This is a genomic window from Blautia massiliensis (ex Durand et al. 2017) (assembly GCF_051861785.1).
Taxonomy (GTDB): domain Bacteria; phylum Bacillota; class Clostridia; order Lachnospirales; family Lachnospiraceae; genus Blautia_A; species Blautia_A luti_A.
The window spans coordinates 868,777-893,962 of sequence record NZ_CP146725.1; the positions used below are offsets into that span (position 1 = coordinate 868,777).

The 25,186-nt window shown below is 42.0% G+C and carries 23 protein-coding genes and 3 pseudogenes; 3 read left to right on the forward strand and 23 right to left on the reverse strand.

Translation table 11 applies throughout. From position 1 onward, the window contains the following. Positions 1 to 20: 20 nt before the first annotated feature. From V9W66_RS04200 to V9W66_RS04265, 14 genes and pseudogenes are all read right to left on the reverse strand, one after another. The gene (locus tag V9W66_RS04200; protein ID WP_144092337.1) at positions 21 to 1,853 is read right to left on the reverse strand and encodes an ABC transporter ATP-binding protein; all 1,833 of its coding nucleotides are present in this window, start codon (positions 1,851 to 1,853) and stop codon (positions 21 to 23) included. Then, on the reverse strand, positions 1,850 to 4,012 hold the full coding sequence (locus V9W66_RS04205; protein WP_144092335.1) for an ABC transporter ATP-binding protein: 2,163 nt from the start codon (positions 4,010 to 4,012) through the stop codon (positions 1,850 to 1,852). The genes V9W66_RS04200 and V9W66_RS04205 overlap by 4 nt, the downstream gene beginning before the upstream one ends. Continuing rightward, positions 4,005 to 4,523, reverse strand: a complete 519-nt coding sequence (locus V9W66_RS04210) for a MarR family winged helix-turn-helix transcriptional regulator (RefSeq protein WP_243121571.1) — start codon at positions 4,521 to 4,523, stop codon at positions 4,005 to 4,007. The genes V9W66_RS04205 and V9W66_RS04210 overlap by 8 nt, the downstream gene beginning before the upstream one ends. 288 nt (positions 4,524 to 4,811) lie before the next feature. Beyond that, entirely contained in the window at positions 4,812 to 5,219 is a 408-nt protein-coding gene (locus V9W66_RS04215; protein WP_144100297.1) for an HI0074 family nucleotidyltransferase substrate-binding subunit, read from the reverse strand. Then, positions 5,191 to 5,472, reverse strand: a complete 282-nt coding sequence (locus V9W66_RS04220) for a nucleotidyltransferase domain-containing protein (protein ID WP_119239035.1) — start codon at positions 5,470 to 5,472, stop codon at positions 5,191 to 5,193. Before V9W66_RS04220 ends, V9W66_RS04215 begins: the two co-directional genes overlap by 29 nt. Positions 5,473 to 5,499: 27 nt before the next feature. Next, positions 5,500 to 5,673: a DUF4250 domain-containing protein gene (locus tag V9W66_RS04225; RefSeq protein WP_119239034.1), complete on the reverse strand. Its 174-nt coding sequence runs from the start codon at positions 5,671 to 5,673 to the stop codon at positions 5,500 to 5,502. A 241-nt stretch (positions 5,674 to 5,914) separates the two neighbouring features. After that, positions 5,915 to 8,497, reverse strand: coding sequence for an ATP-dependent chaperone ClpB (gene clpB, locus V9W66_RS04230; protein ID WP_144092331.1), 2,583 nt, complete (start codon positions 8,495 to 8,497; stop codon positions 5,915 to 5,917). Positions 8,498 to 9,021: 524 nt separating this feature from the next. Next, complete coding sequence (locus V9W66_RS04235) at positions 9,022 to 9,633, reverse strand: methyltransferase family protein (protein ID WP_144092329.1); 612 nt, start codon at positions 9,631 to 9,633, stop codon at positions 9,022 to 9,024. Between the two features lie 5 nt (positions 9,634 to 9,638). Next, entirely contained in the window at positions 9,639 to 10,052 is a 414-nt protein-coding gene (locus tag V9W66_RS04240; RefSeq protein WP_144092326.1) for a hypothetical protein, read from the reverse strand. After that, positions 10,045 to 10,494, reverse strand: coding sequence for a LytTR family DNA-binding domain-containing protein (locus V9W66_RS04245; RefSeq protein WP_028087498.1), 450 nt, complete (start codon positions 10,492 to 10,494; stop codon positions 10,045 to 10,047). The genes V9W66_RS04240 and V9W66_RS04245 overlap by 8 nt, the downstream gene beginning before the upstream one ends. Before the next feature lie 153 nt (positions 10,495 to 10,647). Continuing rightward, positions 10,648 to 11,121, reverse strand: a pseudogene (locus V9W66_RS04250) (conjugal transfer protein); the annotation flags it as partial. After that, positions 11,120 to 11,566, reverse strand: a pseudogene (locus V9W66_RS04255) (antirestriction protein ArdA); the annotation flags it as partial. The pseudogenes V9W66_RS04255 and V9W66_RS04250, both read right to left, overlap by 2 nt. Beyond that, positions 11,539 to 11,652 (reverse strand): annotated as a pseudogene (locus tag V9W66_RS04260) (conjugal transfer protein); the annotation flags it as partial. The pseudogenes V9W66_RS04255 and V9W66_RS04260, both read right to left, overlap by 28 nt. 77 nt (positions 11,653 to 11,729) lie before the next feature. Then, entirely contained in the window at positions 11,730 to 12,326 is a 597-nt protein-coding gene (locus V9W66_RS04265; protein ID WP_144092324.1) for a VanZ family protein, read from the reverse strand. A 413-nt stretch (positions 12,327 to 12,739) separates the two neighbouring features. On the opposite strand from V9W66_RS04265, the gene V9W66_RS04270 reads away from it, so the two are divergent. Beyond that, positions 12,740 to 14,488, forward strand: coding sequence for an IS1634 family transposase (locus tag V9W66_RS04270; protein WP_439362812.1), 1,749 nt, complete (start codon positions 12,740 to 12,742; stop codon positions 14,486 to 14,488). Positions 14,489 to 14,624: 136 nt separating this feature from the next. On the opposite strand, the gene V9W66_RS04275 is transcribed toward V9W66_RS04270, so the two are convergent. The 5 genes from V9W66_RS04275 to V9W66_RS04295 form a co-directional block, all read right to left on the reverse strand. Next, positions 14,625 to 15,938, reverse strand: coding sequence for a sedoheptulokinase (locus tag V9W66_RS04275; protein WP_144092450.1), 1,314 nt, complete (start codon positions 15,936 to 15,938; stop codon positions 14,625 to 14,627). A gap of 59 nt (positions 15,939 to 15,997) precedes the next feature. After that, entirely contained in the window at positions 15,998 to 16,750 is a 753-nt protein-coding gene (locus V9W66_RS04280; protein ID WP_144092452.1) for a response regulator, read from the reverse strand. After that, on the reverse strand, positions 16,743 to 18,314 hold the full coding sequence (locus V9W66_RS04285; RefSeq protein WP_420313814.1) for a sensor histidine kinase: 1,572 nt from the start codon (positions 18,312 to 18,314) through the stop codon (positions 16,743 to 16,745). The genes V9W66_RS04280 and V9W66_RS04285 overlap by 8 nt, the downstream gene beginning before the upstream one ends. Before the next feature lie 97 nt (positions 18,315 to 18,411). Next, positions 18,412 to 19,059, reverse strand: coding sequence for a potassium channel family protein (locus V9W66_RS04290; RefSeq protein WP_144092455.1), 648 nt, complete (start codon positions 19,057 to 19,059; stop codon positions 18,412 to 18,414). A 19-nt stretch (positions 19,060 to 19,078) separates the two neighbouring features. Beyond that, entirely contained in the window at positions 19,079 to 20,416 is a 1,338-nt protein-coding gene (locus V9W66_RS04295) for a TrkH family potassium uptake protein (protein ID WP_144092457.1), read from the reverse strand. Positions 20,417 to 20,714: 298 nt separating this feature from the next. Here V9W66_RS04295 and bioB point away from each other — a divergent pair, with 298 nt between their 5' ends. Together bioB and V9W66_RS04305 are read left to right on the forward strand one after the other, a co-directional pair. Further along, positions 20,715 to 21,686 (forward strand): biotin synthase BioB, encoded by a 972-nt coding sequence (gene bioB / locus V9W66_RS04300; RefSeq protein WP_144092459.1) that lies wholly within the window; start codon positions 20,715 to 20,717, stop codon positions 21,684 to 21,686. A gap of 101 nt (positions 21,687 to 21,787) precedes the next feature. Next, entirely contained in the window at positions 21,788 to 22,333 is a 546-nt protein-coding gene (locus tag V9W66_RS04305) for a biotin transporter BioY (protein WP_015527251.1), read from the forward strand. Positions 22,334 to 22,363: 30 nt separating this feature from the next. Here the strand turns inward: V9W66_RS04305 and V9W66_RS04310 are convergent, their stop codons facing one another. The 4 genes from V9W66_RS04310 to V9W66_RS04325 all read right to left on the reverse strand — a co-directional run bounded on the left by V9W66_RS04310 (position 22,364) and on the right by V9W66_RS04325 (position 25,092). Next, positions 22,364 to 23,251 carry a putative ABC transporter permease gene (locus V9W66_RS04310; RefSeq protein ID WP_144092461.1) on the reverse strand — a complete coding sequence of 296 codons (888 nt, stop codon included), beginning with the start codon at positions 23,249 to 23,251 and terminating at the stop codon, positions 22,364 to 22,366. A gap of 169 nt (positions 23,252 to 23,420) precedes the next feature. Continuing rightward, a complete protein-coding gene (locus tag V9W66_RS04315; RefSeq protein ID WP_144092463.1) occupies positions 23,421 to 24,068 on the reverse strand; it encodes an AAA family ATPase in 648 nt (215 codons plus the stop codon). A 29-nt stretch (positions 24,069 to 24,097) separates the two neighbouring features. Further along, positions 24,098 to 25,015 carry an APC family permease gene (locus V9W66_RS04320; RefSeq protein ID WP_243121576.1) on the reverse strand — a complete coding sequence of 306 codons (918 nt, stop codon included), beginning with the start codon at positions 25,013 to 25,015 and terminating at the stop codon, positions 24,098 to 24,100. Then, positions 24,946 to 25,092 (reverse strand): hypothetical protein, encoded by a 147-nt coding sequence (locus tag V9W66_RS04325; RefSeq protein ID WP_243121577.1) that lies wholly within the window; start codon positions 25,090 to 25,092, stop codon positions 24,946 to 24,948. Before V9W66_RS04325 ends, V9W66_RS04320 begins: the two co-directional genes overlap by 70 nt. Positions 25,093 to 25,186: the final 94 nt, after the last annotated feature.

Genomic DNA, 25,186 nt, shown 5'->3' on the forward strand with positions numbered 1-25,186 from the left:
CCTCATGAACAAAAACAGGATTATGCCTGTTTTTGTTCAAACTGACTGTTATACAGATCCGCATAAAATCCCTTACGTGCCAGGAGCTCTTCATGATTTCCCTGCTCAATGATATCTCCATCCTTCATTACCAGGATCAGATCTGCATCCTTAATAGTAGACAATCTGTGGGCGATAACAAAGCTGGTCCTTCCCTTCATCAGGTTATCCATAGCCTTCTGGATCTGCATTTCTGTTCTTGTATCAACGGAAGATGTGGCCTCATCCAGGATCAGGATCTTATTGTCTGCCAGGATCGCTCTTGCAATGGTAAGCAGCTGCTTCTGCCCCTGAGAAACATTACTGGTCTCCTCATCCAGGACCATCTGATAGCCGCCGGGCTGCTGCATGATAAAGTTGTGGATATGAGCCGCTTTTGCTGCTGCGATCACCTCTTCATCCGTTGCGTCCAGTCTTCCGTAGCGGATATTTTCCATAATGGTTCCGGAAAACAGCCAGGTGTCCTGCAGCACCATTCCGAACATCTCACGGAGATTGCTGCGGTTGAAGTTCCGGATATCATGTCCGTCAACCTTGATGCTTCCGCCGTTTACATCATAAAAACGCATCAGCAGCTTTACGATCGTCGTTTTTCCTGCACCCGTAGGTCCTACAATGGCAATCTTCTGACCGTCATGCACATCTGCGGAAAAATCATTTACAATGATCTTATCCGGGTTATAACCGAATTTCACGTGCTCAAACTGTACATTTCCTTCCAGTCCCTCAATGGAATCCGGGTTCTCCGGCTGAAGTTCTTCCTCCGGCTCCTCCAGAAATTCAAATACTCTTTCAGAAGCTGCCGCCGAGGACTGCAGAAGGTTTGTAACCTGGGCGATCTGCTGAATCGGCTGTGTAAAGTTACGGATATACTGGAAGAAGGACTGGATATCTCCAACCTCTATAGTTCCTTTGATGGCAAAAATCCCTCCGAGAAGTGCCACCATCACATATCCTAAGTTGCCCACAAACTGCATGATCGGCATCATCATTCCGGAAAAGAACTGTGACTTCCATGCAGACTCATAAAGTTTCTGGTTGTCATGCTCAAATTCCTTCAGCACATCCTGCTCTTTATTGAATACTCTTACTACATCATGGCCGCCGAAATTCTCTTCCACCTGACCATTTACTTTTCCCAGATACTCCTGCTGTGCCTGGAAATATTTCTGGGAGCGTTTCATTACTTTATTAATGATAAGCATGGAAACCGGCAGGATCAGCACTGCTGCCAGTGTCATCCACACGTTTATGGAAAGCATCATGATAAACACACCGATCAGTGTTGTTACGGATGTGATCAGCTGTGTCATGCTCTGGTTGATGCTCATCTGCAGGGTATCCACATCATTTGTCACCCTGGAAAGGATCTCACCGTTTGTTCTGCTCTCGAAATAATTCATTGGCAGACGGTTGATCTTCTTTGAAATATCCTTTCGGAGATTGTATGTAACATCATTGGAGATCCCCGTCATGACAAATCCCTGGATCAGGGAAAAGCATGCACTTGCCACATACAGTCCCAAAGTCCACAGAAGGATCATTCCGATCTTACTGAAATCAATACCGCCTGTACCGTTTACCTTGGCAACCAGACCATTAAACAGCTCTGTGGTAGCTTTTCCAAGGATCTTCGGGCCTGCAATATTAAACGCTGTACCTGCCACTGCAAAGATAAACATCAGGATAAAACGGAATTTATATCTGCCCATATAGCCAAAGAGCTTTTTCATGGAGCCTTTGAAGTCCTTGGCCTTCTCTGTTGGCTGCATTCCGTGTCCGCCCATAGGGCCTCTTCTTCTCTGCTGACTCATGCCAATTCCTCCTCTGATAACTGACTCATGGCAATCTGGCGATATACCTCGCAGGACTTCATCAGCTCCTTATGGCTTCCGATCCCTGCCATATGTCCATCGTCCAGTACAAGGATCTTATCTGCATTTAAGATCGTACTGATACGCTGTGCCACGATAATGGTTGTTGCTTCTTTTGTATGTTCTTTCAGCGCTTTCCGAAGTGTACTGTCTGTTTTGAAATCCAGTGCGGAAAAGCTGTCATCAAAGATAAAGATCTCCGGATCTTTTGCGATAGCTCTCGCAATGGAAAGCCTCTGCTTCTGTCCACCGGAAACATTGCTTCCTCCCTGTGCGATCGGAGTCTTATATCGCTCCGGCTTGGTGTCGATAAACTCCGTAGCCTGTGCAACCCCTGCTGCTTTTTTCACTGCATCCTCCGAAATCTCTGTCTTTCCGTAACGGATATTGGAATCAATGGTTCCTGAGAAAAGTACACCCTTCTGCGGAACGTAACCGATCCTGTCACGGACATCCTTCTGTGTCATTTTCCGGACATCCACACCATCCACTTTCACAGATCCTTCTGTTGCATCATAGAAACGCGGGATCAGATTGATCAGTGTACTCTTACCGCTTCCTGTACTTCCGATGATCGCTACTGTCTCACCTTTTTCTGCCTTGAAGGAAATGTCCGTGATAACATTCTCTCCTGCCTCCGGATATGCGAAGCTTACATGATCAAATTCTACAGTACCCTTCACATCCTGGGAAGGCTGTACCGGATCCTCCGGATCCTGGACACTGACTTCTGTCTCAATTACCTCGTTGATACGGCGTGCAGATACATTTGCTCTCGGCAGCATGATAGACATTGCTGTGATCATCAAAAATGACATGATGATCTGCATTGCATACTGGATAAATGCCATAACATCACCAACCTGCATGCTTCCGCTGTCTACCGCATAAGAACCGCTGTAGATGGTCAGTACGGAAACTGCGTTCATGATCAGCATCATCACCGGCATCATAAATGTCATACAACGGTTTACAAAGAGGTTTGTCTTCGTCAGAGTGATATTTGCATCCTCAAAACGCTCCTCCTCGTGTTTTTCCCGGCTGAATGCACGGATAACCGGAATACCGGTAAGGATTTCTCTTGTTACCAGGTTCAGCTTATCTACCATGGTCTGCAAAGCTGTAAATTTCGGCATTGCGATCCTGAACAGAAGTCCCATAAATGCCATGATCAGTACAATGGCCACCCCAAGGATCCATGTCATGGAGGAATCTCTCTGAAGCACGCGGATCACACCACCGATTCCAAGGATCGGCGCGTAAAGCACGATACGGAACATCATAGCCATTACCTGCTGGATCTGCTGGATATCGTTCGTGCATCGTGTGATCAGGGATGCTGTTGAAAACTTATGGTACTCTCTGCTGGAAAAACCTATGACTTTGTTATAAACCAGTCCACGGAGATCATGTCCCATAGATGCAGCAACTCTGGACGAAAGAAATACCACACATACTGCAGCCATCATAGTGACCAGTGCCATCAGCACCATGCGGATACCTGTTGACTTCATGTAATCCATCTGTATGGCATCCACATCTTCACCCATAGCTTCATATTCTGCACGAACATAGGAAACACCTGCCTGTGTGATGATGGATTCCTGCATCTTGTCGATCTTTTCTCCGACCTGCTCCTTCACAGCAGCCAGAGCCTCTGCAGGCATCTGAGAAAGAGCCGCCAGTGGATCAATCCCTTCCGGGATTCCCATTTTTGCAAGAACTGCCTTTGATTCTTCACTGTCGGACGTCAGAGTAGAAACGATCACCATCGGTTTGCCGAAGATATCGTTGAGTTCTTCTCTGTCTTCTTTGGAGATTTTATCCTTTAATACCAGATCATCTCCCTCTTCCTCATAAAATCCATCCACAGTTTTCGCATCATCCTCTTCCATAAACAGCTTCAGACTGTCCATGGACGTCTTTCTGATCTTCTCAGGAACACTGTCTTCAATACCGTTCTGCTGAATTCCCACATTAATGATATTGGATGTGTAATTCGGCAGAGACAGATCACAGTATGCCTGAAGAAAAAGAAGCGCAATGATGAGCATGATGTAACCTGCAGATCGTTTCAGATATTTCATCAGTTTAATCACGTTTCTGTTCCTTCCTTTCTGTCATTTCATCCGGATGAAGCTTTTCTATGGCTTCCTCCGGCTGGATCTTTTCAATATTTGCAAGGATCTGCTCCAGAAATCTCCGAAGCAGGCACTGTTCTGCCTCACTGAAGCCTTCCAGCATCACTGCTTCATTTTTATGGATCCGCTCCAGTGCCTTTGCCTTGGTCTCTTTTCCTTTTTCTGTCAGGTAGATCCTGGTCACACGCTGGTCTTTTTCATCCGGCTTTTTATAAAGAAAGCCTGCCTTCTCCAGTCTCTGTACGGAAACATTTACCGTGGGCGGCTTGATATTCAGGATCTTCGCAAGCTCCCTCTGGCTTAAGCCATCCTTCTTGGCAACAAGTCCCAGGACCGGGATCTGTCCCGGATAAATGCCAAGCTCCTGCATCTGTCCAAAACATTTCGTCATAAAATGTCGGTCTACCTTCATAAACAGAGATAAAAAACTGCTCTGCCTTTCTTTCTCATCTTCCTCCTTACAAAACACGCTATCACTCCCCTCTCATCCGATCAGACACCTGCTCCCTGTTAATGATATACGAAGCAATGGTTATTTTCTTTTAATTAGTCGGCTAACTATATATAATATACATCTTCACAAAAAATGCAACTGGTTTTTGTGGATTTTACACTTTTTTAAGATTTATTGTTAATTTATCACAAATCAAATCTACTCTGATTAATTTGTTGAACTAACTATTTTATTGCATAAAAAAATACCCGGTTGGAATTTTCTTTTCCATAACGGGTATTTCTTGTGAATTCTATCTGTTCTTTATATTTCTTCTAACAGCACATCCACTTTACTCTGAAATTCCTCAAATTTACCAATATACTCATCAACAATGATATGACAGTATTTCTTCACGATAACTCCGTCATAATCATGCGCAAGCTGATTACGGACTTTCAGCATATCCATCCATTCATCTCCCTGGATCAGTTCTGCCTTAAATGATTCTCTCAAAACCTCTCTCGGTGATCCTGCAACAAAACCGGTCATTGCATAATACTGAACCAGAATATCTTTCATTACTTTCCAGCCAAGATCAAAGGTAATGCTAAATTTCGCACTTGTACCGCTTAATACAAAAGAATCTTCCATATCGCGTTGTTTCGCCTCAGTTAATGAAGCAAGAGAATTCCTAAAAGATTCATACCTCTTCGTAAATTTTTCGTCCATATTGCTCTATATCCTCCAACAACAACTGATTTTCACAGGTGTCCAGATCTACCAGATCTACCGTATATAAAGTCGGGATATCCTCGATTTCTTCCTGAAGTTTTTCCATATCATGAACTCCACATACAGCAATATCTATATCGCTCCTCTCCCGCGCAGTCTCCTTAGCTCTGGAACCAAAAAGAATCACCTTTGAAGCTCCATTTCTCCTGCATATCTCTATTATCTTCCGAAAAACTTCTTCTAATATCATCGTCACTATTTCCTGTTCCTGATTTTCTTATACAAACTGATTCACAGCCGGATCATAAGCATAATCAATCATATCAAGCTTATCCTCCAGGTCTTTCCGGTTAAGTCCTCTGTCCTCACAGAAAGCATCCAGGGATCTGTAAAAATCCCGCAGCTGTGTATTTACGTAACTTAAAAGCATTACCGGGTCCTTTGGTATCATAATCTGTTTCCATCCTTTTGTCTGATATTTATAAGCTGCTTCCGGACAGCCTGATGACTGTCACTTGCAAAACATTAAATTTACTATCTTACCATTATCCTTTTTTGTCAAGTGTCCAATTAAAGTTTTTTCCATATTTGAAAGAACTGCCAAATTCTGATTTTCATTCTAAAACGGATTTCTATCAGAACCGACAGTTCTTTTCACAGTCAATCTATCTGTAATTTTATGGAGTTATTTTTTACTTCGTGCTGACGGTAAACGCTCCGTCCTTCACATCCAGCACAATGGTATCTCCGGCATGTACATCACCGGAAAGGATCTTCTTGGCTGTCAGTGTCTCCACATAATTCTGGAGATAACGCTTCAGAGGACGCGCGCCGTAAACCGGATCATAACCGTTATCCACTACCATCTGTTTGGCAGCATCTGTAAGCTCCAGAGAAAGCTCCTGGTCAGCCAGACGGTCGCTGAGCTCTCTGACCATAAGATCTACGATCTTACCTACATTATCCTTGGTCAGCGGCTTGAACATGATGATCTCATCCAGACGGTTCAGAAATTCCGGACGGAAATGACCACGAAGATCATTCATAACCTGTTCCTGTGCCTCCGGTTTGATATCTCCCTTCTCGTCGATACCGTCAAGAAGGTACGGAGAACCAATGTTGGAAGTCATGATCAGGATTGTATTCTTAAAATCAACCGTACGTCCCTGTGAATCCGTGATACGTCCATCGTCCAGTACCTGCAGAAGTACATTGAATACATCCGGGTGAGCCTTCTCGATCTCATCAAAAAGAACAACACTGTACGGTTTTCTTCGAACGGCCTCTGTCAGCTGTCCGCCTTCCTCATATCCGACATATCCTGGAGGCGCTCCAATCAGACGGGACACGGAATATTTCTCCATGTACTCACTCATATCGATACGGACCATATTCTGTTCATCGTCAAACAGTGTGGCAGCCAGAGTCTTGGCAAGCTCTGTTTTACCAACACCGGTTGGTCCGAGGAACAGGAAGGAACCGATTGGCTTTGTGGGATCCTTGATTCCGGCTTTGGAACGAAGGATCGCATCTGTTACAAGACGAACACCCTCATCCTGTCCTACTACACGTTTGTGCAGCTCATCCTCAAGGCCCAGCAGCTTGGTTCTCTCACCTTCTGTCAGCTTGGTTACCGGAATACCGGTCCATCTGGAAATGATACGTGCGATCTCATCATCTGTGACAGCCTCATGTACCAGGCTTCTGTCACTCTCCTTAACCTGCTTCTCCTCAACCTCCAGCTGCTGCTGAAGCTTCGGCAGCTCGCCGTACTGCAGCTCTGCTGCTTTCTCCAGATCGTAATTCTGTTTTGCTTTCTGGATCTGTTTATTGATATCCTCGATCTGCTCACGTAATTTCTGAAGTTTCTCTACGGAATGCTTCTCATTATCCCACTGAGCTTTCTGGGTATTAAAAGTATCTCTCAGCTCTGCAAGTTCTTTCTGCAGATCAGCCAGACGCTCTTTACTTAAGTTGTCAGTTTCTTTTTTCAGGGCAGACTCTTCAATCTCCAGCTGCATGATCTTACGTCTCTGCTCATCCAGCTCTGTCGGCATGGAATCCAGCTCCGTCTTGATCAGCGCACAGGCTTCATCAACAAGGTCGATTGCCTTATCCGGGAGAAAACGGTCTGTAATGTATCTGTGTGAAAGTGTGGCAGCTGCAACCAATGCACTGTCTGTGATCTTAACACCGTGGAATACCTCATATCTTTCCTTCAGGCCACGGAGAATGGAAATGGTATCTTCCACTGTCGGCTCATTTACCATAACCGGCTGGAAACGACGGGCAAGTGCAGCATCCTTCTCAATGTACTGTCGGTACTCATCCAGAGTTGTTGCACCGATACAGTGCAGCTCACCTCTGGCAAGCATAGGCTTCAGCATGTTTCCTGCGTCCATGGCGCCGTCTGTCTTACCTGCACCCACGATCAGATGAAGCTCATCGATAAACAGAATGATCTGTCCTTCGCTCTTCTTCACTTCCTCAAGTACCGCTTTCAGACGTTCCTCAAACTCACCACGATACTTGGCACCTGCAACCAGCGCACCCATATCCAGGGCAAAAATCTTCTTATTCTTAAGACCTTCCGGTACATCTCCTGCCACAATACGCTGTGCCAGTCCCTCGATGGCTGCTGTTTTACCAACGCCAGGCTCACCGATGAGAACCGGGTTGTTCTTGGTCTTACGGGAAAGGATACGGATAATATTCCGGATCTCCATATCACGGCCGATCACCGGATCAAGCTTCTGGTTCTTCGCCTTCTCCACAAGATCCTCACCGTATTTATTCAAAGTATCATAGGTTGCCTCCGGGTTGTCACTGACAACTCTCTGGTTTCCCCTGACTGTAGATAATGCCTGAAGAAAACGCTCTCTGGTGATTCCGAATTCATTGAATAGCTTCTTCATGCTCGGGCTTGGATTCTTCAGCATGGAAAGAAAGAGATGCTCAACCGATACATACTCATCTCCCATAGCCTTCGCTTCGTCCTCTGCACTGACCAGTGCCTTGTTCAGATACTGACCAAATCGAAGCTCTCCACCGGAAACCTTAACTCTGGCATCCAGTGCCCTCTTAACTGTGTCAATAAAATATTCCTTCTGGATTTCCATCTTCTCGATCAGCTTGAGGATCAGGCTGTCCTCCTGTGTCAGCAATGCATACAGAAGGTGTTCCTCCTCAATCTCCTGATTGCCATATTCATAAGCAACCTTCTCAAGATCCTGGACAGCCTGTACGGATTTCTGTGTAAATTTACTGATATTCATAGGCTTTCCTCCTATTCTATGAAAAGCATTTTCAATATTCACATACCGGAAATGCTGTGCTTTTTTCTTGTTCTAGGAGAACTATAACACTATTTGTTAGCACTGTCAAGAGGTGAGTGCTAATATTTTTTATATTTTTTTGCAAACCCTTTAAAATCAATGGTTTGCAGTATCTTATTTCTTTTGAAATTGTGATTTTTTCTGTTTTGACACCAATTTGACACCAATTTTTGTTTTTTGGTGTCAAGCGTTTAACGCCATGCTATCCAGTCTTACGACGTGAAAAGTGGTTATCCCTCTTTCCGCACCATATAGGGAATGGCAGGTGTGATTTGCTAAGTTGAAGATAAAAATTTTTGAGTATAAAAAAAGCCCGCACAAAACTTGTTGTTTGTACGAGCTAAAATATTGATATATTCAATTATAAATTGTGTTTCGATAAATTGTATTTTGCTAAATAATCTTCTTAAAACGTTCCATAATGCAATCTTACCTTAATGATAAAACATTGGTTATCAACAATTTTAATATATGTACGGAAAAAGTTTGTATGTTTTTTCTCTATATAAGCTATATCCTTTGAAATATTTTTGTAAAACTGCTTCTTCAACATTTATTCTTATTTGATAGCAAACAAAGCTACAAATAGCAACTATCAATATAGCAGGGATATTCTTTAACGCAATACTCACGCCCAATAATGACAGAATACTTCCAGTGTAGGCAGGGTGGCGGACTAATTTATACATGCCATTTGTTATTAGCTGTTGTTCTTTACTAATCTGAACATTTAATGTAAATGCCTTTTTTAAAGTTAAAACAGCTTTTATACGAATACAAATCCCGACTGCTATAATTAACATACCAATTTTTGCAAAGTAAGCAGGCAACGTCAATTCTCTTATGTAAAATGGAGCTTTTTGACTGACACATAGAAAACTAATTATCAAACAAAATACCAAATTTAAATATAACAACCATTTCGTTCCTAAATCTCTAGTGTCAATTTTTTCAGTTCTATTTTGCTTTGAACGTGTATAAAAGAAAATAAATATTTCGGAAATAAGTAAACACATTAGCAACACATTAAATATATAATATTCAATAGCACTATTAAATTTTGTCATATCGCCCATTACTATTACCTCTTATTCCTTAATTTTAAAAAATTGTTTATTTCATCAGCTTGTCTTTTGGAAATATGATAAAAATAGCAATGAATAGCTATCATAATTAAAATATAGACACATGAATACCATGTAATGTTAATTGCACTAAACGCAAACCATTTACCTATAAATGCCACACCAATGGTTATTGGGTATAATATAATCATTTCAGCAATAAAGTGATGTATATATTTGCTAAAATCTATAAATGATAGAAGCCAATCGACAATCACTGACACCATAAGATAAACAAACACCTGCAAAATAAAGAAACAAAATCTGTCTTTAGAATATCCTACTATAATATTGCTTATTGTTGCATACAAAATAATAAATGTAAATGCCATAGAAAATGCAGGAAGATATGTCCTTAAAAATTTATTCATAATAGCCACTCCTTATCTTATCTCTTAGAATAGGAATATATTTTCTTGAAACAATCAGATTTTCTTCATTGTTAAGTTCTGCCAATAATCTGTGGTTAGGGTAAGGTTTAACACAGACCAGACAAGAAATATTCAATAAGGCTGTTTTGCTTATCCTTACAACATTTGACCTTATTAAATCTTGTTCAATAGCAGAAAGTGTCATTTTACATTCAAATATTTTGTGATGAGTGTACATAAATGTTTTTTTATCAACGGTTTCAAAATACAAGACTTCATTTAATGGTATCTGATACAGCTTTTTTTCAAAAATTCCTTGTATAAGATATTCCTGTTGACGGATATATTGAACAATCCGATTTAAAGGTTGTGTCATACTTGAATATCGTATATCTATTTCCGTTTCAGTCAAATCTTTTTTTTCCAATAGTTGCAGTTTCAATGTATTTCCCTCCATTACTTCGAGAGAAGTTTAATATTTCTCTAAAGCAATTGCAAGCACTTTAAGCTCAAATACCCTTAACAGCATTTAAAATACCCACATTCCACTTTGTTCAGTTACAGAGCATACACCGTATGACGCAAGCCTTGTTCATTATCCCACAATCTTCCAGTTGCTATCTTTATGTAGCACAAGCTCATACTGCGATACCTGTATCGCTTTTTTCTGATTATCAAGGAATTTCACAGCAACCTTGACTTTCACATTATCCCCGTCCTTTGTAAAGATAGGGTTTACCAATTCAGAATAAAGGTAGTCCCTGCCGATAGATTCAATCACATTTCCCGATACATAGTAGGCAAGCTCTTTTTCTGTCGCTGTCGGGTACAGCTTAAAGAATGTTTCCAGAAATGCGGTAGCGTCATTGACAGTATCAGCGTCTACACTTGCGTCTGTTTCTGGTGTCTTTGGCTCATAGTCTGATTTTTCGATTGCTGGTGCAAGGGTAGGGTTCTGAACGATTACCATATCCCCGTCAGCGTCCACATGGACTTTTACGGTATAGGTTGCTTTCACATTGCTTGTCTGTTCTCCCTCTTTTATCTGCTGATCTACTTCGTAGGTACTCTGGCAGTTCAAAGACAGCGTGTTCCGTTACAAGATAGCGTCTAATTTCCAATAAGTGAGAAGCATAGGCTTCAAAGTCAAAATAGTAGGCTTGACAGTCCTCGGACAGATGTTTGAACGTCGGGCCGCTCATCAGCTTTTGCCTTGCAACATCAATCATGCTTTTGCAGTCTGGATAAACGGTAATCACGTCCCTGCAAATATAAAGTGCTTCTAAATTCTCAAATACCGTAAGAAGTGCTGTATATTCTTCCTGCATATCACTTGAAAGCTGGTGGTACATAAAATCTAATTCGTTGAGCCGGTACACGCTTGTATGTTCGTGGACTTCATCAGCATAAGGCAACACCTTTTCGATAATACGGTAATCTTGACTTTCTGCACCGACACCTAACTTTTCTTCAAACTCGACAACATCTATCGGCAGGTCGAACCAGTATGATATTGTTTCTTCGCCAGTTGTTCCTTTCGTTTCCACCAGCACCCTTGTTTCCTGCATTGTTCCTCACGTCCTTTCTGTTGTTTCATCACTCCAATCTGAAATTCAGGTACGAAAAAAGCAGTCAATCCTAAGACTAACTGCTTTTTGTGTAAATATTTTGTTAGCACTAGAGAAAAATTCTCCAGTTGAATAATAGAAATTCTCCTAAAACTGCAAGAGTTAAATATACAATAGGTTCTAGTTTAGAAAGAGAAATAGATTTATGGTTAATATTTTTAAATAACCTTTTTGTCAATTTCCAAATAAAATATCCAATAACTGCCCCTAGCGTATTCATCATTAAATCATCAATATCTGTATTTCTCCGATTGAATAACTGGCAAAGTTCAATGGATAATGAAAAACCGAAGCCTATCATAAAAATTTTCAGAGGATTTCTGTATCGTTTCCAAATTAAAGGAATTAAAAAGCCCAGAGGTAAAAACATTATAATATTTAAAACATAAGTCATTATCCCCTCAGACTGAAACGGTAATAAATTGATTTCCTCTAATCTTATAATCTTATCATAATCTCCAATATCCCAAATACTACCTATACCTGCAACAGAGAACGTCAAGTAGATATATAACAGAAAAACATATACCCATACAAAATGAATTGCTTTGTTTTCTTGTTTTTTGTTTTGACGCTTGCAAATAATAAGCTGATATAAGGAACAAGGAACTATAATACATAGCAAAGCATAAATTGTAGATAACATAGTAATCGTCCTTTCACAGTAATTTTAAATAAAATGATACAGTAAAAATCTTAAAAAGCACGAAAGAATGTATTTTGTTTTTATGAAAGATTTTATGTTATCATATCATTTTTTGCTCTGCAATTAAAGATAATTTCAATATTTTATGCACCGATAATCTTATTGAACAGCTCTAACAGTACATCTTTCACACCGCCAGCATTGAATACCAAGCCGACAGCAATTAAGGCAACTACCAAGAAGCCGATAAGTTTGGAAAACTCACGCTTGAAACCGGGAGTTTGACAGTTGAATAATTAAAAATCACCCTGCAGGCCTTATAAAACCTGCATTTTTTATGTCAATTTTTACGTTTTTATATGTACTTGTTTGTAATAGTGTGGTATAATAAAAGAAAAAAGGATTTATTTATCATGTATATCGCAATCACAGGCAGTAAAAATAATAAAGATGTATATATTTATCGTTCTTTCCGCAAAGAAAACGGAAAAGCCTCTTCATGTATTTATAAAAAACTTGGGAAGTACAATGCCCTTCTGGAACAGTTTGATGGGAATGAAGACAAGTTGATGGTGTGGGCAAAGGAACAGGCAGCAAAAGAAACAGAACTTTATAAGCAGCATACCGGAAAAGTGTCTGTAGAGTTCTCCAAAGCGGCAACTATCCCTATGAATGAGCGTCGTTCTTTCAATGTTGGATATCTGTTTCTTCAGGAACTGTGCACTCAGCTCCGTTTAGACAAAGTCTGTCGAACAATCAAAAGCAGACATAAATTTAAATATGATCTGAATGCGATACTCACAGATCTCGTTTATGCCAGGATTCTTTCCCCAGCCAGCAAGCTAGCCAGCTATGAGTACTGTCAGTCTTTGTTGGAACCGCCTAAATACAGTCTCCAGGACGTATATCGTTCTCTTTCCGTGATTGCAGGGGAATCTGATTTTATACAGAGTGAACTTTATAAAAATACAAATTTCCTCTATCCAAGAAACGATCGTGTCCTTTATTATGACTGCACGAATTATTACTTTGAAATCGAAGAAGAAGATGATTTCCGACGCTATGGAAAAAGTAAAGAAAACCGTCCTAATCCAATCGTAACTATGGGATTGTTTATGGATGCAGACGGTCTTCCTCTTGCCTTCGACATCTTTCCGGGTAACCAGAACGAACAGACGACTTTGAAATCATTGGAGTCTAAAATCCTTCAAGATTTTAATTGTAGTGAATTCATTTACTGTTCGGATTCGGGACTTGGAAGTACATCCAACCGAAGATTCAATTCCTTAGGAAACCGTGCTTATATCATCACACATTCTTTGAAAAAAATGAAAAAAGAGGATCGTGAGATTGCTCTGAACCCGACTCAGTTCCGCAGGATCGGAGCGGATAAATTTATAGACATCCGTACGCTAGACGAATCAGATGAAGAAGTCTATAACACGATCTACTACAAGGAAGTACCAGTTGTTACAGGGGACATGGATGAGACTTTAATTGTCACTTATTCTCCTAAGTACAAAGCCTACCAGCGAAAGATCCGCACCCGACAAATTGAAAGGGCTGAACGGATAATCACAACACCTGGGTGCAAAAGAAAAGGGAAGAGCCAAAACGATCCTATGCGTTTCGTGAAAAAGACTTCCGTTACTACTGATGGTGAGATTGCTGAAAAACAAGTTTATGATCTTGATGAAGAACAGATCCAGAAAGAAGAAATGTATGATGGGTTTTATGCAGTTATCACAAACCTGGAAGGTGATGTTTCAGAGATCATAAGGATCAATAAACAACGTTGGGAAATCGAAGAAAACTTCCGGATCATGAAGACAGAATTCGAAGCAAGACCAATCTATGTCGGAAGAGAAGATCGGATAAAAGCCCATTTCATGACTTGTTACATCAGCCTTTTACTCTACCGTCTACTGGAAAAGAAACTTGGGAATCTTTATACAGCAGACCAGATATTGGAAACATTACGCTCTATGCAAATGACTCTGCTGAACACAGCGAGCGGATATATCCCCTCTTATACAAGAACCGAACTAACCGATGCCTTACATAAAATATTTGATTTTAGAACGGATCATGAATTCATTACTAAAGCAGATATGCGGACTCTCATCAAGAATACAAAACAGATAAAATCAAAGCAAGGATAATATAGTACATATCGCTGCAAAAAGAAAAACGGCCACAACACCCATATTTACTGGGTTTGTAGCCGTTTTGTCACCTTACAACTGTCAAAGATAGGATTATATTGCCTCTTTTTCAAAAAGTCAAACAAAATTTTTCTTACATTGCCGCAACCAACTTTCCCGCAGTAAGTGCAGCTCCATATGCAGCCTCTTCTTCATATTCAGGAATCTCCATCGGCATTTTGAACATTTCTTCTGCCAGTCTTCTCATCAGCGAGTTTCGGCGAATTCCGTTTCCGGAGCCAGTCAGGCGTGTGGCCTTTTTTCCGGTGAGCTGACACATCTGCTCATATTGCTCATGCAGTTCGTTAAGGATCCCACAGATCACACCGACTGTCAGTGCACTAGGATGAAAATTCTCTACACCGATTCCTGCGATCATGCCCCTGTGAGACGGATCACTTCTTGTCCCTGAAAAAGTTGTATCTACTTTCCATGCAGCTTCTTTTCCGTATTTTTCAATAAATTTTTCTGCCTGCTCCTGCATCCGGGAATACAGTCTTTCTTCAGTTTCTGCAGCTTCTCTGTAAAACTGTTCCAGCATCGCATACGCACGACCACCACACAGGGAAGCTCCCACGAGGATATAGCTGTTTTCGGTACAGGGGCGAAGCTCCACACTGCCGCTGCATTCTATAAACCTCTCTGTCACTAAGGAAACCTGGCTGCCGGTTCCTACATTCAGGAGCACAGTATCTTTAAGATCCCGGACGGAACCAAACAGACTCGCCTGATTGTCACCGATCGATCCCATTACCGGTACACCGGCTCTTGTTTCTCCGACTAAAAAATGTCCCTTTCTTACTTCCGGCAGATAAGAAGTATCTACGCCGGCCTGCTCCAGGGCTTCATACAGAAACTCCTGTTTTTGCAGGTCAAAGCAGCCCCAGCTTGCCGCCATGTCAAGTCCGATAACAGGGACAGTATTTTCACACAGCCGCATAGCAATATAATCACTGATCGTCGTCATCCTTACAGCATCCTTCGGGATCTGACCTTTATTCTGAAGATAAAAATGTGTCACTACACCATATCCGGACGCCGCCGCACCTACTCCCTGCAAAAGCTCTGCACAGGTTTTTCCGTTTTCCAGCGGAATCTCTCCACTTCCATCCTGCCAGGTATAGAGAGGACTCACTGCCTTACCGGAAGCATCCACATACAGCATTCCATGCATCTGCCCTGTAAACCCCATTCCATCTGGCAAGCCATTCTCCTTCTGCTGCTTTATAAGAAGCTCCCGGACGATCTCATAGATCCGTTCCGGATCCTGCAGCTTCTGTTCCGGCTTACTGCTCTGCAGAAAGGAATTATGCTCCACTGTTTCCCTTGCAAGCAGCTTTCCCGTTTCTGTGTCTGTCATTGCGACACTGACTGTTGTTGTGCCGATATCAATCCCCAGGATCTTCATCGTCTGTTTCCGTCCTTTTCTATGATTTTTACTATAGAAACTGTCATCATATGAGAGGATTATATTATCGTTTGAGGATTAATGCTATCTTTTTTGGTTTCCTGCTCAGGTTTCTCGATCCTGAGCATGCGATATCCGATTCCAATGTGCGTCTGGATATATTGTACACCGTTTTTTTCAGGCTCCAGTTTTTTCCGCAGTGTTGCCATAAAAACCCTGAGAGAAGCAACATCGTTTTCCGAGCAGCGTCCCCAGATCTGCTGAGTAATATATGTATGTGTCAATACTTTTCCAACATTACGGGATAAAAGGCAGAGCAGCTTATACTCAATGGGCGTCAAATGCAGTTCTCTGTCCTTCAGGAATGTGCAGCCAGCCGTGTAATCTATCTTTAATCCACCATTTTCAAAAACAGATGTTTCCGACTGTTTTCCTGACTGCGTTATGGCAAGCCGCCTTTGGCTGACACGGATACGCGCAAGTAATTCTTCTACTGAAAATGGTTTTGTGATATAATCATCTGCACCCGCATCCAGTGCCTCTATTTTGTCCATATCTTCACTTCTGGCACTGATCACAATGATAGGCATATTCGACCAGGTACGGATTTTCTTTATTACCTCTACTCCTTCCATATCAGGAAGGCCCAGATCCAGAAGAACGATATCCGGATTGTGTGATGAAGCCTCCAAAATGGCTGATGCCCCATTTTCTGCAGCCAGATATTTATAGTCATGTGTTTTTAATGTGGTAACGATCAGGTTCCGTATAGGTCTGTCATCCTCAACCACCAGAATTAATGTCTTATTCATTTAATGTCACCTCGCTTAATGGTAAAGTAAAAGTAAAATTACATCCATGCGGAGCATGATCTGAAAGAACCAGTGTTCCATCGTGGGCTTCTATGATAGAGCGGCAAAGTGCCAGGCCAAGCCCCAGACTCCGTTGGCTGTCTGCAACGGTTGTTTTCCCGGTATAAAACATCTCAAAAATATGCGGCTTCATTTCATCCGGAATTCCGGGGCCGTTATCTTCCACGCTTACCTGTGCTTTCCCGGCTTTTTTGACCCCCCGAATGCTGATGACAGAGCCTGACGGCGTATATTTTATCGCATTATCGATCAAATTTACCAGAACCTGTATAATAAGATGCACGTCCATACGTGTAAGGACAAGTTCTTCACAGTCCGCCACGATCTTATACGCATCATGCTTCCGGCTGATATGCCGAAGTGATTCTGCTATCACCTCATCCAAAAGCTGATCCGTAAATTTAAACTTCAATCTTCCATCATTGAGTCTGGTAATGGAAAGCAGATTTTCCACAACTCCGATCAGCCACTCTGAATCATCATGAATGTCCGTGTAGATCTGATACCTTGTAGCTTCATCCAGACGGTCACTGTTACTGAGAAGCATATCTGCATTTCCGGAAATAGAACAAAGCGGAGTACGCAGGTCATGGGAGATCGCCCGAAGAAGATCGCCACGCAGCTGCTCATTTTTTGCTAAAACCGCATTTCTCTCTTTTTCTATGGCATTTTGTACATTCTCCATTGCAAGTGCGCATTCATTTATTACAGACAGCAGGATGCCGTATTCAAAAGAGTCCAGTGTTTCTTTTTGCATCGGGATCCCAATTACGCCATAAACATTATTCCCGCTTCGAATTGCCAGATATAAGCATTTTGCCTGTGAGAAATACTGTGTGGATGCGCCGGCACGCTGTCTGTTTTCATAAGTCCATCTGGCCGCCTGTTGTTCTTCCTGTGTCAGAAAATTCTCTGTGCTTTCTTTTTCCCCGGAAAAAAGCTTTCCTTCTGATAAAGTTCCATTTTCCACAACATATGCTGTGATGCTGCGGTTTAACAGGCGTATCAGCTGTGTACAGGTAACTCCGAGGATTTCTGTCTCACTTTTTGCCTTTTGCAGCAGACGATCCGTATCAAACAGAACCTGTGTGCGAAAGGCAAGCTGTGAAGACAGCTTTGCATGCATTTTCAGCTTTGCCGCAAGGGTTCCTGTAAGTACGGACGAAATAAGCATTATGAAAAATGTCACCGGATATCCCACCGCATATGTCTTAAAAGACATCCTTGGCTCCATCAGGAAAAAGCAAAATAAGAATACACTTAAAAAGGAGCCGGCTACACTGCAAAGATAACCATCTGTCACGATCGAAGTGATCAATACGCCCAAAATGTATATCGTTACAATATTTGTATCTGTAAGATCCAGTTTCTGAAACAGCAGGCCGATCAAAGTGCATACTGCAAATATAAAAACCGTCAGCAAGTAATCTTTTGCAGACGGTTTTTCCACATAACATGTAAATGGCCGTTTCGGACAGGTTCTGTTTTTTACTGTATCCTCCATTTTCAAGCTCATTCTTTCATTCTCCTTCTGCTGCTGTTTTCTGGAATTATATCACGCAGCTGTTCTGTGGTCAAAATTTTTTCTTCATGGCAATGAGCTATATGCGGAAGCACTTCTGAAGAGCTCTGTATTCTCCTAATACCAGTAATTTATCGTTTTCTGCAAAACATGTTTCCGGTGAAATTGCAATACTGAATTCCTCTTCATTTTTTACTGCCAGAATATTAATATTGTAGCGTTTTCTGATGTCAAGTCCACCCACTGTTTTTCCAACCCATTCTTCCGGCACTTCCACTTCAAAAATTGCATGGGAAGCGTCCACCTCCATATAATCCAGTATATGATCATCTGTATAACGGATGGAGGCCCATTTTGCCACCTGCTTTTCCGGATAAACCACCTTATCGGCACCATTGCGTAAAAGAAATTTTTCCTGAACATCACGTTCTGCTCTGGATATCACCAATTTTGCCCCCAGTTCTTTTAGAAGGGATGTTGTTTCAAGAGAATTCTGAAAGCTATCTCCAATGGTCACAAAACAAATGTCGTAGTTTCCAATTCCAAGGGACTGTAAAAATTCAGCATTGGTGCTGTCACCAATCTGAGCATTCGTCACAAATGACAGTACTTTGTCCACTCTTTCTTCCTTCCAGTCAACTGCCATAACTTCATGCCCCAGCTGATTGAGCTGCATGGCGATATGTCTTCCAAACCTTCCAAGTCCAATAAGCAATACATTTTTCATAATATTATTTTTCTCCTTCTTATCCAACTGTGATTTTTTCCAGAGGGAGCTTTGCATTTCCCTTATTTCTTCCGGAAAATACCGCATAGATCAGGGTCAGACCACCTACACGTCCCAGATACATCAGTATGATCAACACGACTTGTGAAAAAACATGAAGTTCCGGTGTGATTCCCAGAGTCAGACCTACCGTACCAACAGCTGAAGCAGCTTCGTACAGACAATCTAAAAGCGGAAGGCCTTCGTACACACTGATCGCTATTCCGCCGCCAAAGAACAAGACAAAATATAACATGGCTATTGTCGCTGCATTTTTTATCACATGATATTCAAGTCTTCGCCCAAAAGCTCCTGCATTTTCCTGACTTCGAAATGTCGCAATTGCATTTAAAATAAGTACTGAAAAAGTTGTTGTTTTCATTCCACCTGCTGTAGATCCCGGTGAACCACCAATTAGCATTAACAATATCATAACTGCTTTTGATGCCTCACTCATCTCTGAAATGTTTATAGTATTAAATCCGGCAGTTCTTGTCGTTACCGATTGAAATGCTGCTGCCAGCAGGCGTTTTCCCATGGACAATTCTTTCAGATCGCAGACATAGAAAAACACCGACGGAAATAAAATCAGACATGCTGTAGTTATAAGAATGATCTTGCTTTGCATGCGGTAGCGTTTAAAGTTCAGTCTGTTTGTATAAATATCATCCCAGGTGAGAAAACCGATTCCACCTATAATGATCAGCAACATGATCACTACATTTATAAGTATATTTCCGGAATACTCTGTCAGTGATGGAAAAGAACCGGAGGCTGTTCCCAAAATGTCAAATCCGGCATTGCAGAAGGCAGAGATCGAATGAAAGACTGACATCCAGATTCCCTTTTTTCCATAATCTCCCATAAAAACCGGCAGCAGCAACACCGTCCCTGCAGCTTCGATCAAAAATGTTCCCCTCAAAATAAACCTTGTTAGTCTGACGATTCCTCCGACTTTTGGAGCTGAAATTGCATCCTGCATGGTGCTTCTTTGCATGAGGGATATTTTCTTTCCGGAAAGAAGGGAAACAGACGCAGCCACAGTCACTACTCCAAGCCCACCTGTTTGTATGAGTGCAAGAATGATCGTCTGGCCTGCCAGGGACCAGTAGCTTCCAGTGTCCTTTACCACAAGACCTGTAACACATACCGCCGAAGTGGCTGTAAAAAGTGCCTCATGAAACGGTGTGATCACTTTCTCCGCAGAAGAAAATGGAAGCATCAGCAGAACGGTTCCAAAAAGGATCACTCCTGCAAACCCCATGATAATCAGCTGAAAAGATGTCATATGTTTTTTCTTATATGATTTTTCCGGCATAAATGATCAGAACTCCTTATTAATAATCGTAACATTTCTATCCTCGTAACGCATTTTATTATATATAACTGCTTTCAAAGATAGTATAAAAGTCTCTGCTTCCGTATTAAGATTTTATAAAGATATGATATTGAAGTGAGAATTGAATCAAGGAAATTACCTGCTTTGATAAGTCCGAGCAATACCTTAATACTACAGTTTTTAATTGTAAACTTATATTATATTCATAGTTGACAATTAATATTTTTATGTGATAAAGTGATACCCGTACAAAAAAGCTCAAAAGGAAGGTATTGACATGAACACTGCAGCATGCGAAAAAGAAGCTCCATCGCTTTCCAGAGATGAAGCCATTGCAATTTTAGATACTCCGGACGAAGAACTTGAGGCACTGATCGACCGTGCCAGCAGTTTACGTTACAAATATAAGGGAAACCGGGTAAGCATCCACATCCTTACCAATGCCCGCAGCGGCAACTGTTCCCAGGATTGTGCCTACTGTGCCCAGTCATGTCGTTCCACTGCCGATATTGATAAATACAAATGGGTAGATGAAGACAAATTATATCAGGATAATGATTTCGTAAATGATTATCATTTATCCAGACACTGTATCGGACTGAGTGGTATGAAATTTACAGATAAAGAAATCGAGGAGCTGGCCCGCAGGATCCGCAAAATGAAAGAACAGGGAACCCATCTCTGCTGCTCCATAGGCTTTCTCACAGAGCACCAGGCAAAAATGCTCAAAGAGGCTGGTCTTGACCGGATCAACCATAACCTGAACAGCAGCCGTTCCTTTTATCATAATATCTGCAGTACACATACCTTTGACCAGCGTGTCCGGAACATCCATATGCTTCAGGGACTTGGTTTCGAGATCTGCAGCGGCGGTATCATTGGCATGGGTGAAAGCAAGGAAGACGTTGTTGACATGCTTCTGGAATTACGTGAGATCCAGCCGGAAGCACTGCCGATCAACTTTCTTCTTCCGATCAAGGGAACTCCTCTCGGAAATGCAGATATTTCCCAGCTGACAACAGAATACTGCATGAAAGTCCTCTGCCTGGCCAGACTTCTTGTACCTAAAGCAGATATCAGATGTGCTGCCGGAAGAGAAGTTTATTTCAAAGACGAAGAAAAAAAACTGCTCAGTGTAGTTGATTCTATTTTTGCTTCCGGTTATCTTACAGAAGGTGGCCAGGGAATCGAAGACACTCTCAAAGCCATTACGGATGCAGGATTCACCTATGAGATCGAATCTGCGTAAGCATCCTTCTGTACATATGATCTGTCATACACACTTACAGCATTTCATTGCTTACCCGAATCAGTAAATATATTACCTTTTTCAAAGGAGGCTCTTTCAAAATGAATCAGACAAATACTGTCTCTGCACCACGTACAAAAACCTACGAGATCACCATGACCGCTCTTATGGCAGCTGTCACCTGTATTCTTGCGCCGCTGTCCATTCCGATCGGTCCGGTTCCGATCTCATTTACCAATCTTGCCATCTACCTGTCCCTGTATCTTCTCGGATGGAAAAAAGGAACCATCAGCTATCTGATCTATCTTCTGCTTGGCCTTGTAGGTCTTCCGGTATTTTCCGGATTTACCGGCGGTCCTGCAAAGCTGGCCGGTCCTACAGGCGGATACATCATCGGCTTTATCGTTATGGCTGTTATTGCCGGACTGGTAATTGACAACTGCCATAAACCTCTGATCCAGCTCGTTGGTATGATCGCAGGAACAATTGTATGCTATCTTTTCGGAACTGTATGGTTCTGCATCGTTGCAGATTCCACTTTCAAAGCAGCTCTTGGAATCTGTGTAATTCCGTTTATCCCGGCAGATCTCATAAAAATGATCATCGCCATGATCATCGGACCAATGATAAAGAAACGAATCCGATAAGCTGAAGCTCTTTATCACGTTTCATTTTTCTTATCTGAGTTTTTTCTTCAGTTCCTGGATCAGTTCAAAATAATCTCTGTGCTTCATCTCAGGAAAAGCCTTAATGATTCTTCCCTGGCCGAATACGGTATGGTTTGTAATAGAGCTTGACAGCTCATCAAACTGTGCCTGAAGCTCCGCTTTCTTCATCCGAAGCATTTCGGCAGATTTTTCTCTCTGAGCCACAGTCGCTTCTCTGAGCTCTGCCTTAGCAAGAGCAACCTGAACCTTTCCCTCTCCCACCTTCTGTGCTGTATCAATGGTAGTTGTTGCCAGAGTATCACTGAGCTTATCGCTCACGATCCGCAGATCCGCACGTACCTTATCCAGTCGGGTAAGCTTCTTGTTCAGTCCGCGGATCACCGCTACTGTTACAATAAGATCTGCCAGATACACCGCATACAGAATTGCCATAACAACCCATTCCAGTGTGGAAGGTGTATGAGAAGCCTGACGCTCCACATACTTCTGAAAAACCTTTACGACCATCACAATGGCAAGTCCCCATATCAGGGAAAACTCAAGGCAGATATAGCCGTGAAAATTCAGCGGCTTATTGGAATAATCCCACCATCTCGCATGAAAGCATACATCCAGAAGCCATCCGGCAACCAGCTCTACTGCAGTTGCAAGAACGATTCCAAACAGAAAGATCATTCCCTCACTCATCTGATGTCCGCCGCTCTGAAGCGTATTAAGCAATGCAAACACGGAAAGTACACCAAATCCGTACACCGGGCATACCGGACCGTTGAGAAATCCCCGGTTTATAACTTTTCCCAAGGTTACTGCATGGAAGATAACTTCAACGACCCATCCTCCAAAAGAATAAACCAAAAAATACAGACATATCTGAAAATACGTCATCCCGAAAATCATCCTGTACTCCTCCTTTACAGCTGTCAAGATTCCGGCAGCTATTTCAGGGGTCAGTGCCATCACCTCTGCCGGGGTGATTCTGATTATATCATATCACCCCGGCATTTACATCCTTTTATCCTTCTGGAGCACTTCTTTTTTTCTATCATAGAGTAACGTTTTTATTGATCTATGTTTCTTTTAATAATGCTTTCTCATCCTTCAGACCAAATTTTCGTTCCACCAGTTCCTCAATAAACTGTGCAGTAGCATTCCATCCAAAAAGGCTGCTGTTCAGGAGAATATCACGGGTATGTCTGTCACCACGTTTTTTGCCGGTGATATACTCATGTCTTGCATGCTGGGATTTTTCTACATTTTCCCACTCTTCCTCTGCTTTATGCTGGTTTAAGCCACTCCTTTTCATAACTGCCGAAATTTCATCCTGCTTCGGCGCATAAATAAATACATTCATAACATCCGGGCTGTCTTTCAAAATGTAATCACTGCTTCGACCTACGATCACGCAGGAATTTTTTGCAAATTCATGGATTGCCTGGAACTGGGCATCAATAACACGGTTTGAAAGGTTTGCATAGCGGACACCGTAAGAAGTATCAAACGCATAACGGACACCGATCCTGGTATCTGCTTCTTCTACCAGACCTTTATCAACACCGATTTCCTGTACAACTTTGTCTACCAGATCACGGTCATAATACTCGATTCCGAAATAATCCGCAATCATACGTGCAATCTCCGGCCCACCGCTTCCACATTCGCAGCCAACAGTGATAACAAAATGTCTGTCCGGATATTTTGCATCCGGAAGTACCATCGGCTCTTCCGGGGCAGCTTTTGCTTCTTCTACAATAAAGATATCACGGCCATAGCACCGACAAAGCCACCAGCTTTTACTTTATAAGGTCTTTCCATATCCGGTCTCTTTTTCCTGAGGATGCAGAAAGAGATAGAAACAAACATATACGCAATAACACATCCGAAAGATGCCGCATCAACCAGCCATACCAGAACTCCTCTTCCGAAGAACGGAGCTACTACACATGCAACACCACACAGGATAATGGCAGCTTCCGGTGTTTTATTTTTTCCAAGCTTTCCAAACATTTTCGGGATCATCAAGGACTCACCCATAGAATAAAGAACACGACTTCCGCCCATGAGGAAAGAATTCCAGGAAGTAATAATTCCACATAAACCTCCGATGATCAGAACCTTCCCCATCAGCGATGACCGGAAAGCGATCTCAATAGCTTTTGCTGAAACCAAACCATTCTGCGAGTTCATTTCCTGTGCAATACTACTCTGAGGCATGATATAGCAGACTGCAAAGATGATCAGTAAATACCATGCTACTGCAAGGAAAATAGACAGAAGCATGATCTTTCCGATTTTTTTATAAGGCACATTGATTTCCTCAGCTGCCTGAGGAATAACATCAAAACCAATGAAAAGGAATGGTGTCATGCAGGCAACCTTGAATACACTTCCCAATGTATTTCCTGCGCCGCTTTCCCACATCTGTCCTGTGATATTTGATGCATCGCCGTTTACTGCTGAACCTACTACCAGAAGAATTCCGGCAATGGCAATGATCGCAGTCAGTACAGTCTGGAGAATTGCTGCTGTTTTTGCACCTTTGATATTGATGAACGTAATAAGAATCGCAACACCAACTCCAAGGATGATGGTTGTCAGATAGATATCCTTTCCTGCAATGGAATACAGGTATACCAGGCTCCTGAGTTGATAACCCAGCCCCATCCGATCATAGCACCAAAGGCAATGACCAGGATGTCCCAGGCTCCCATTACTTTGTCAAATTTTGATTTCTGTTCCATATAAAACCTCCTCTTTTCCCTCTCTTGTAAATCAAAAATCCGCTGTCCTTTTTCCTGCATCCTCGCAGCCAGAACAGCGGATTTATATTTTTCT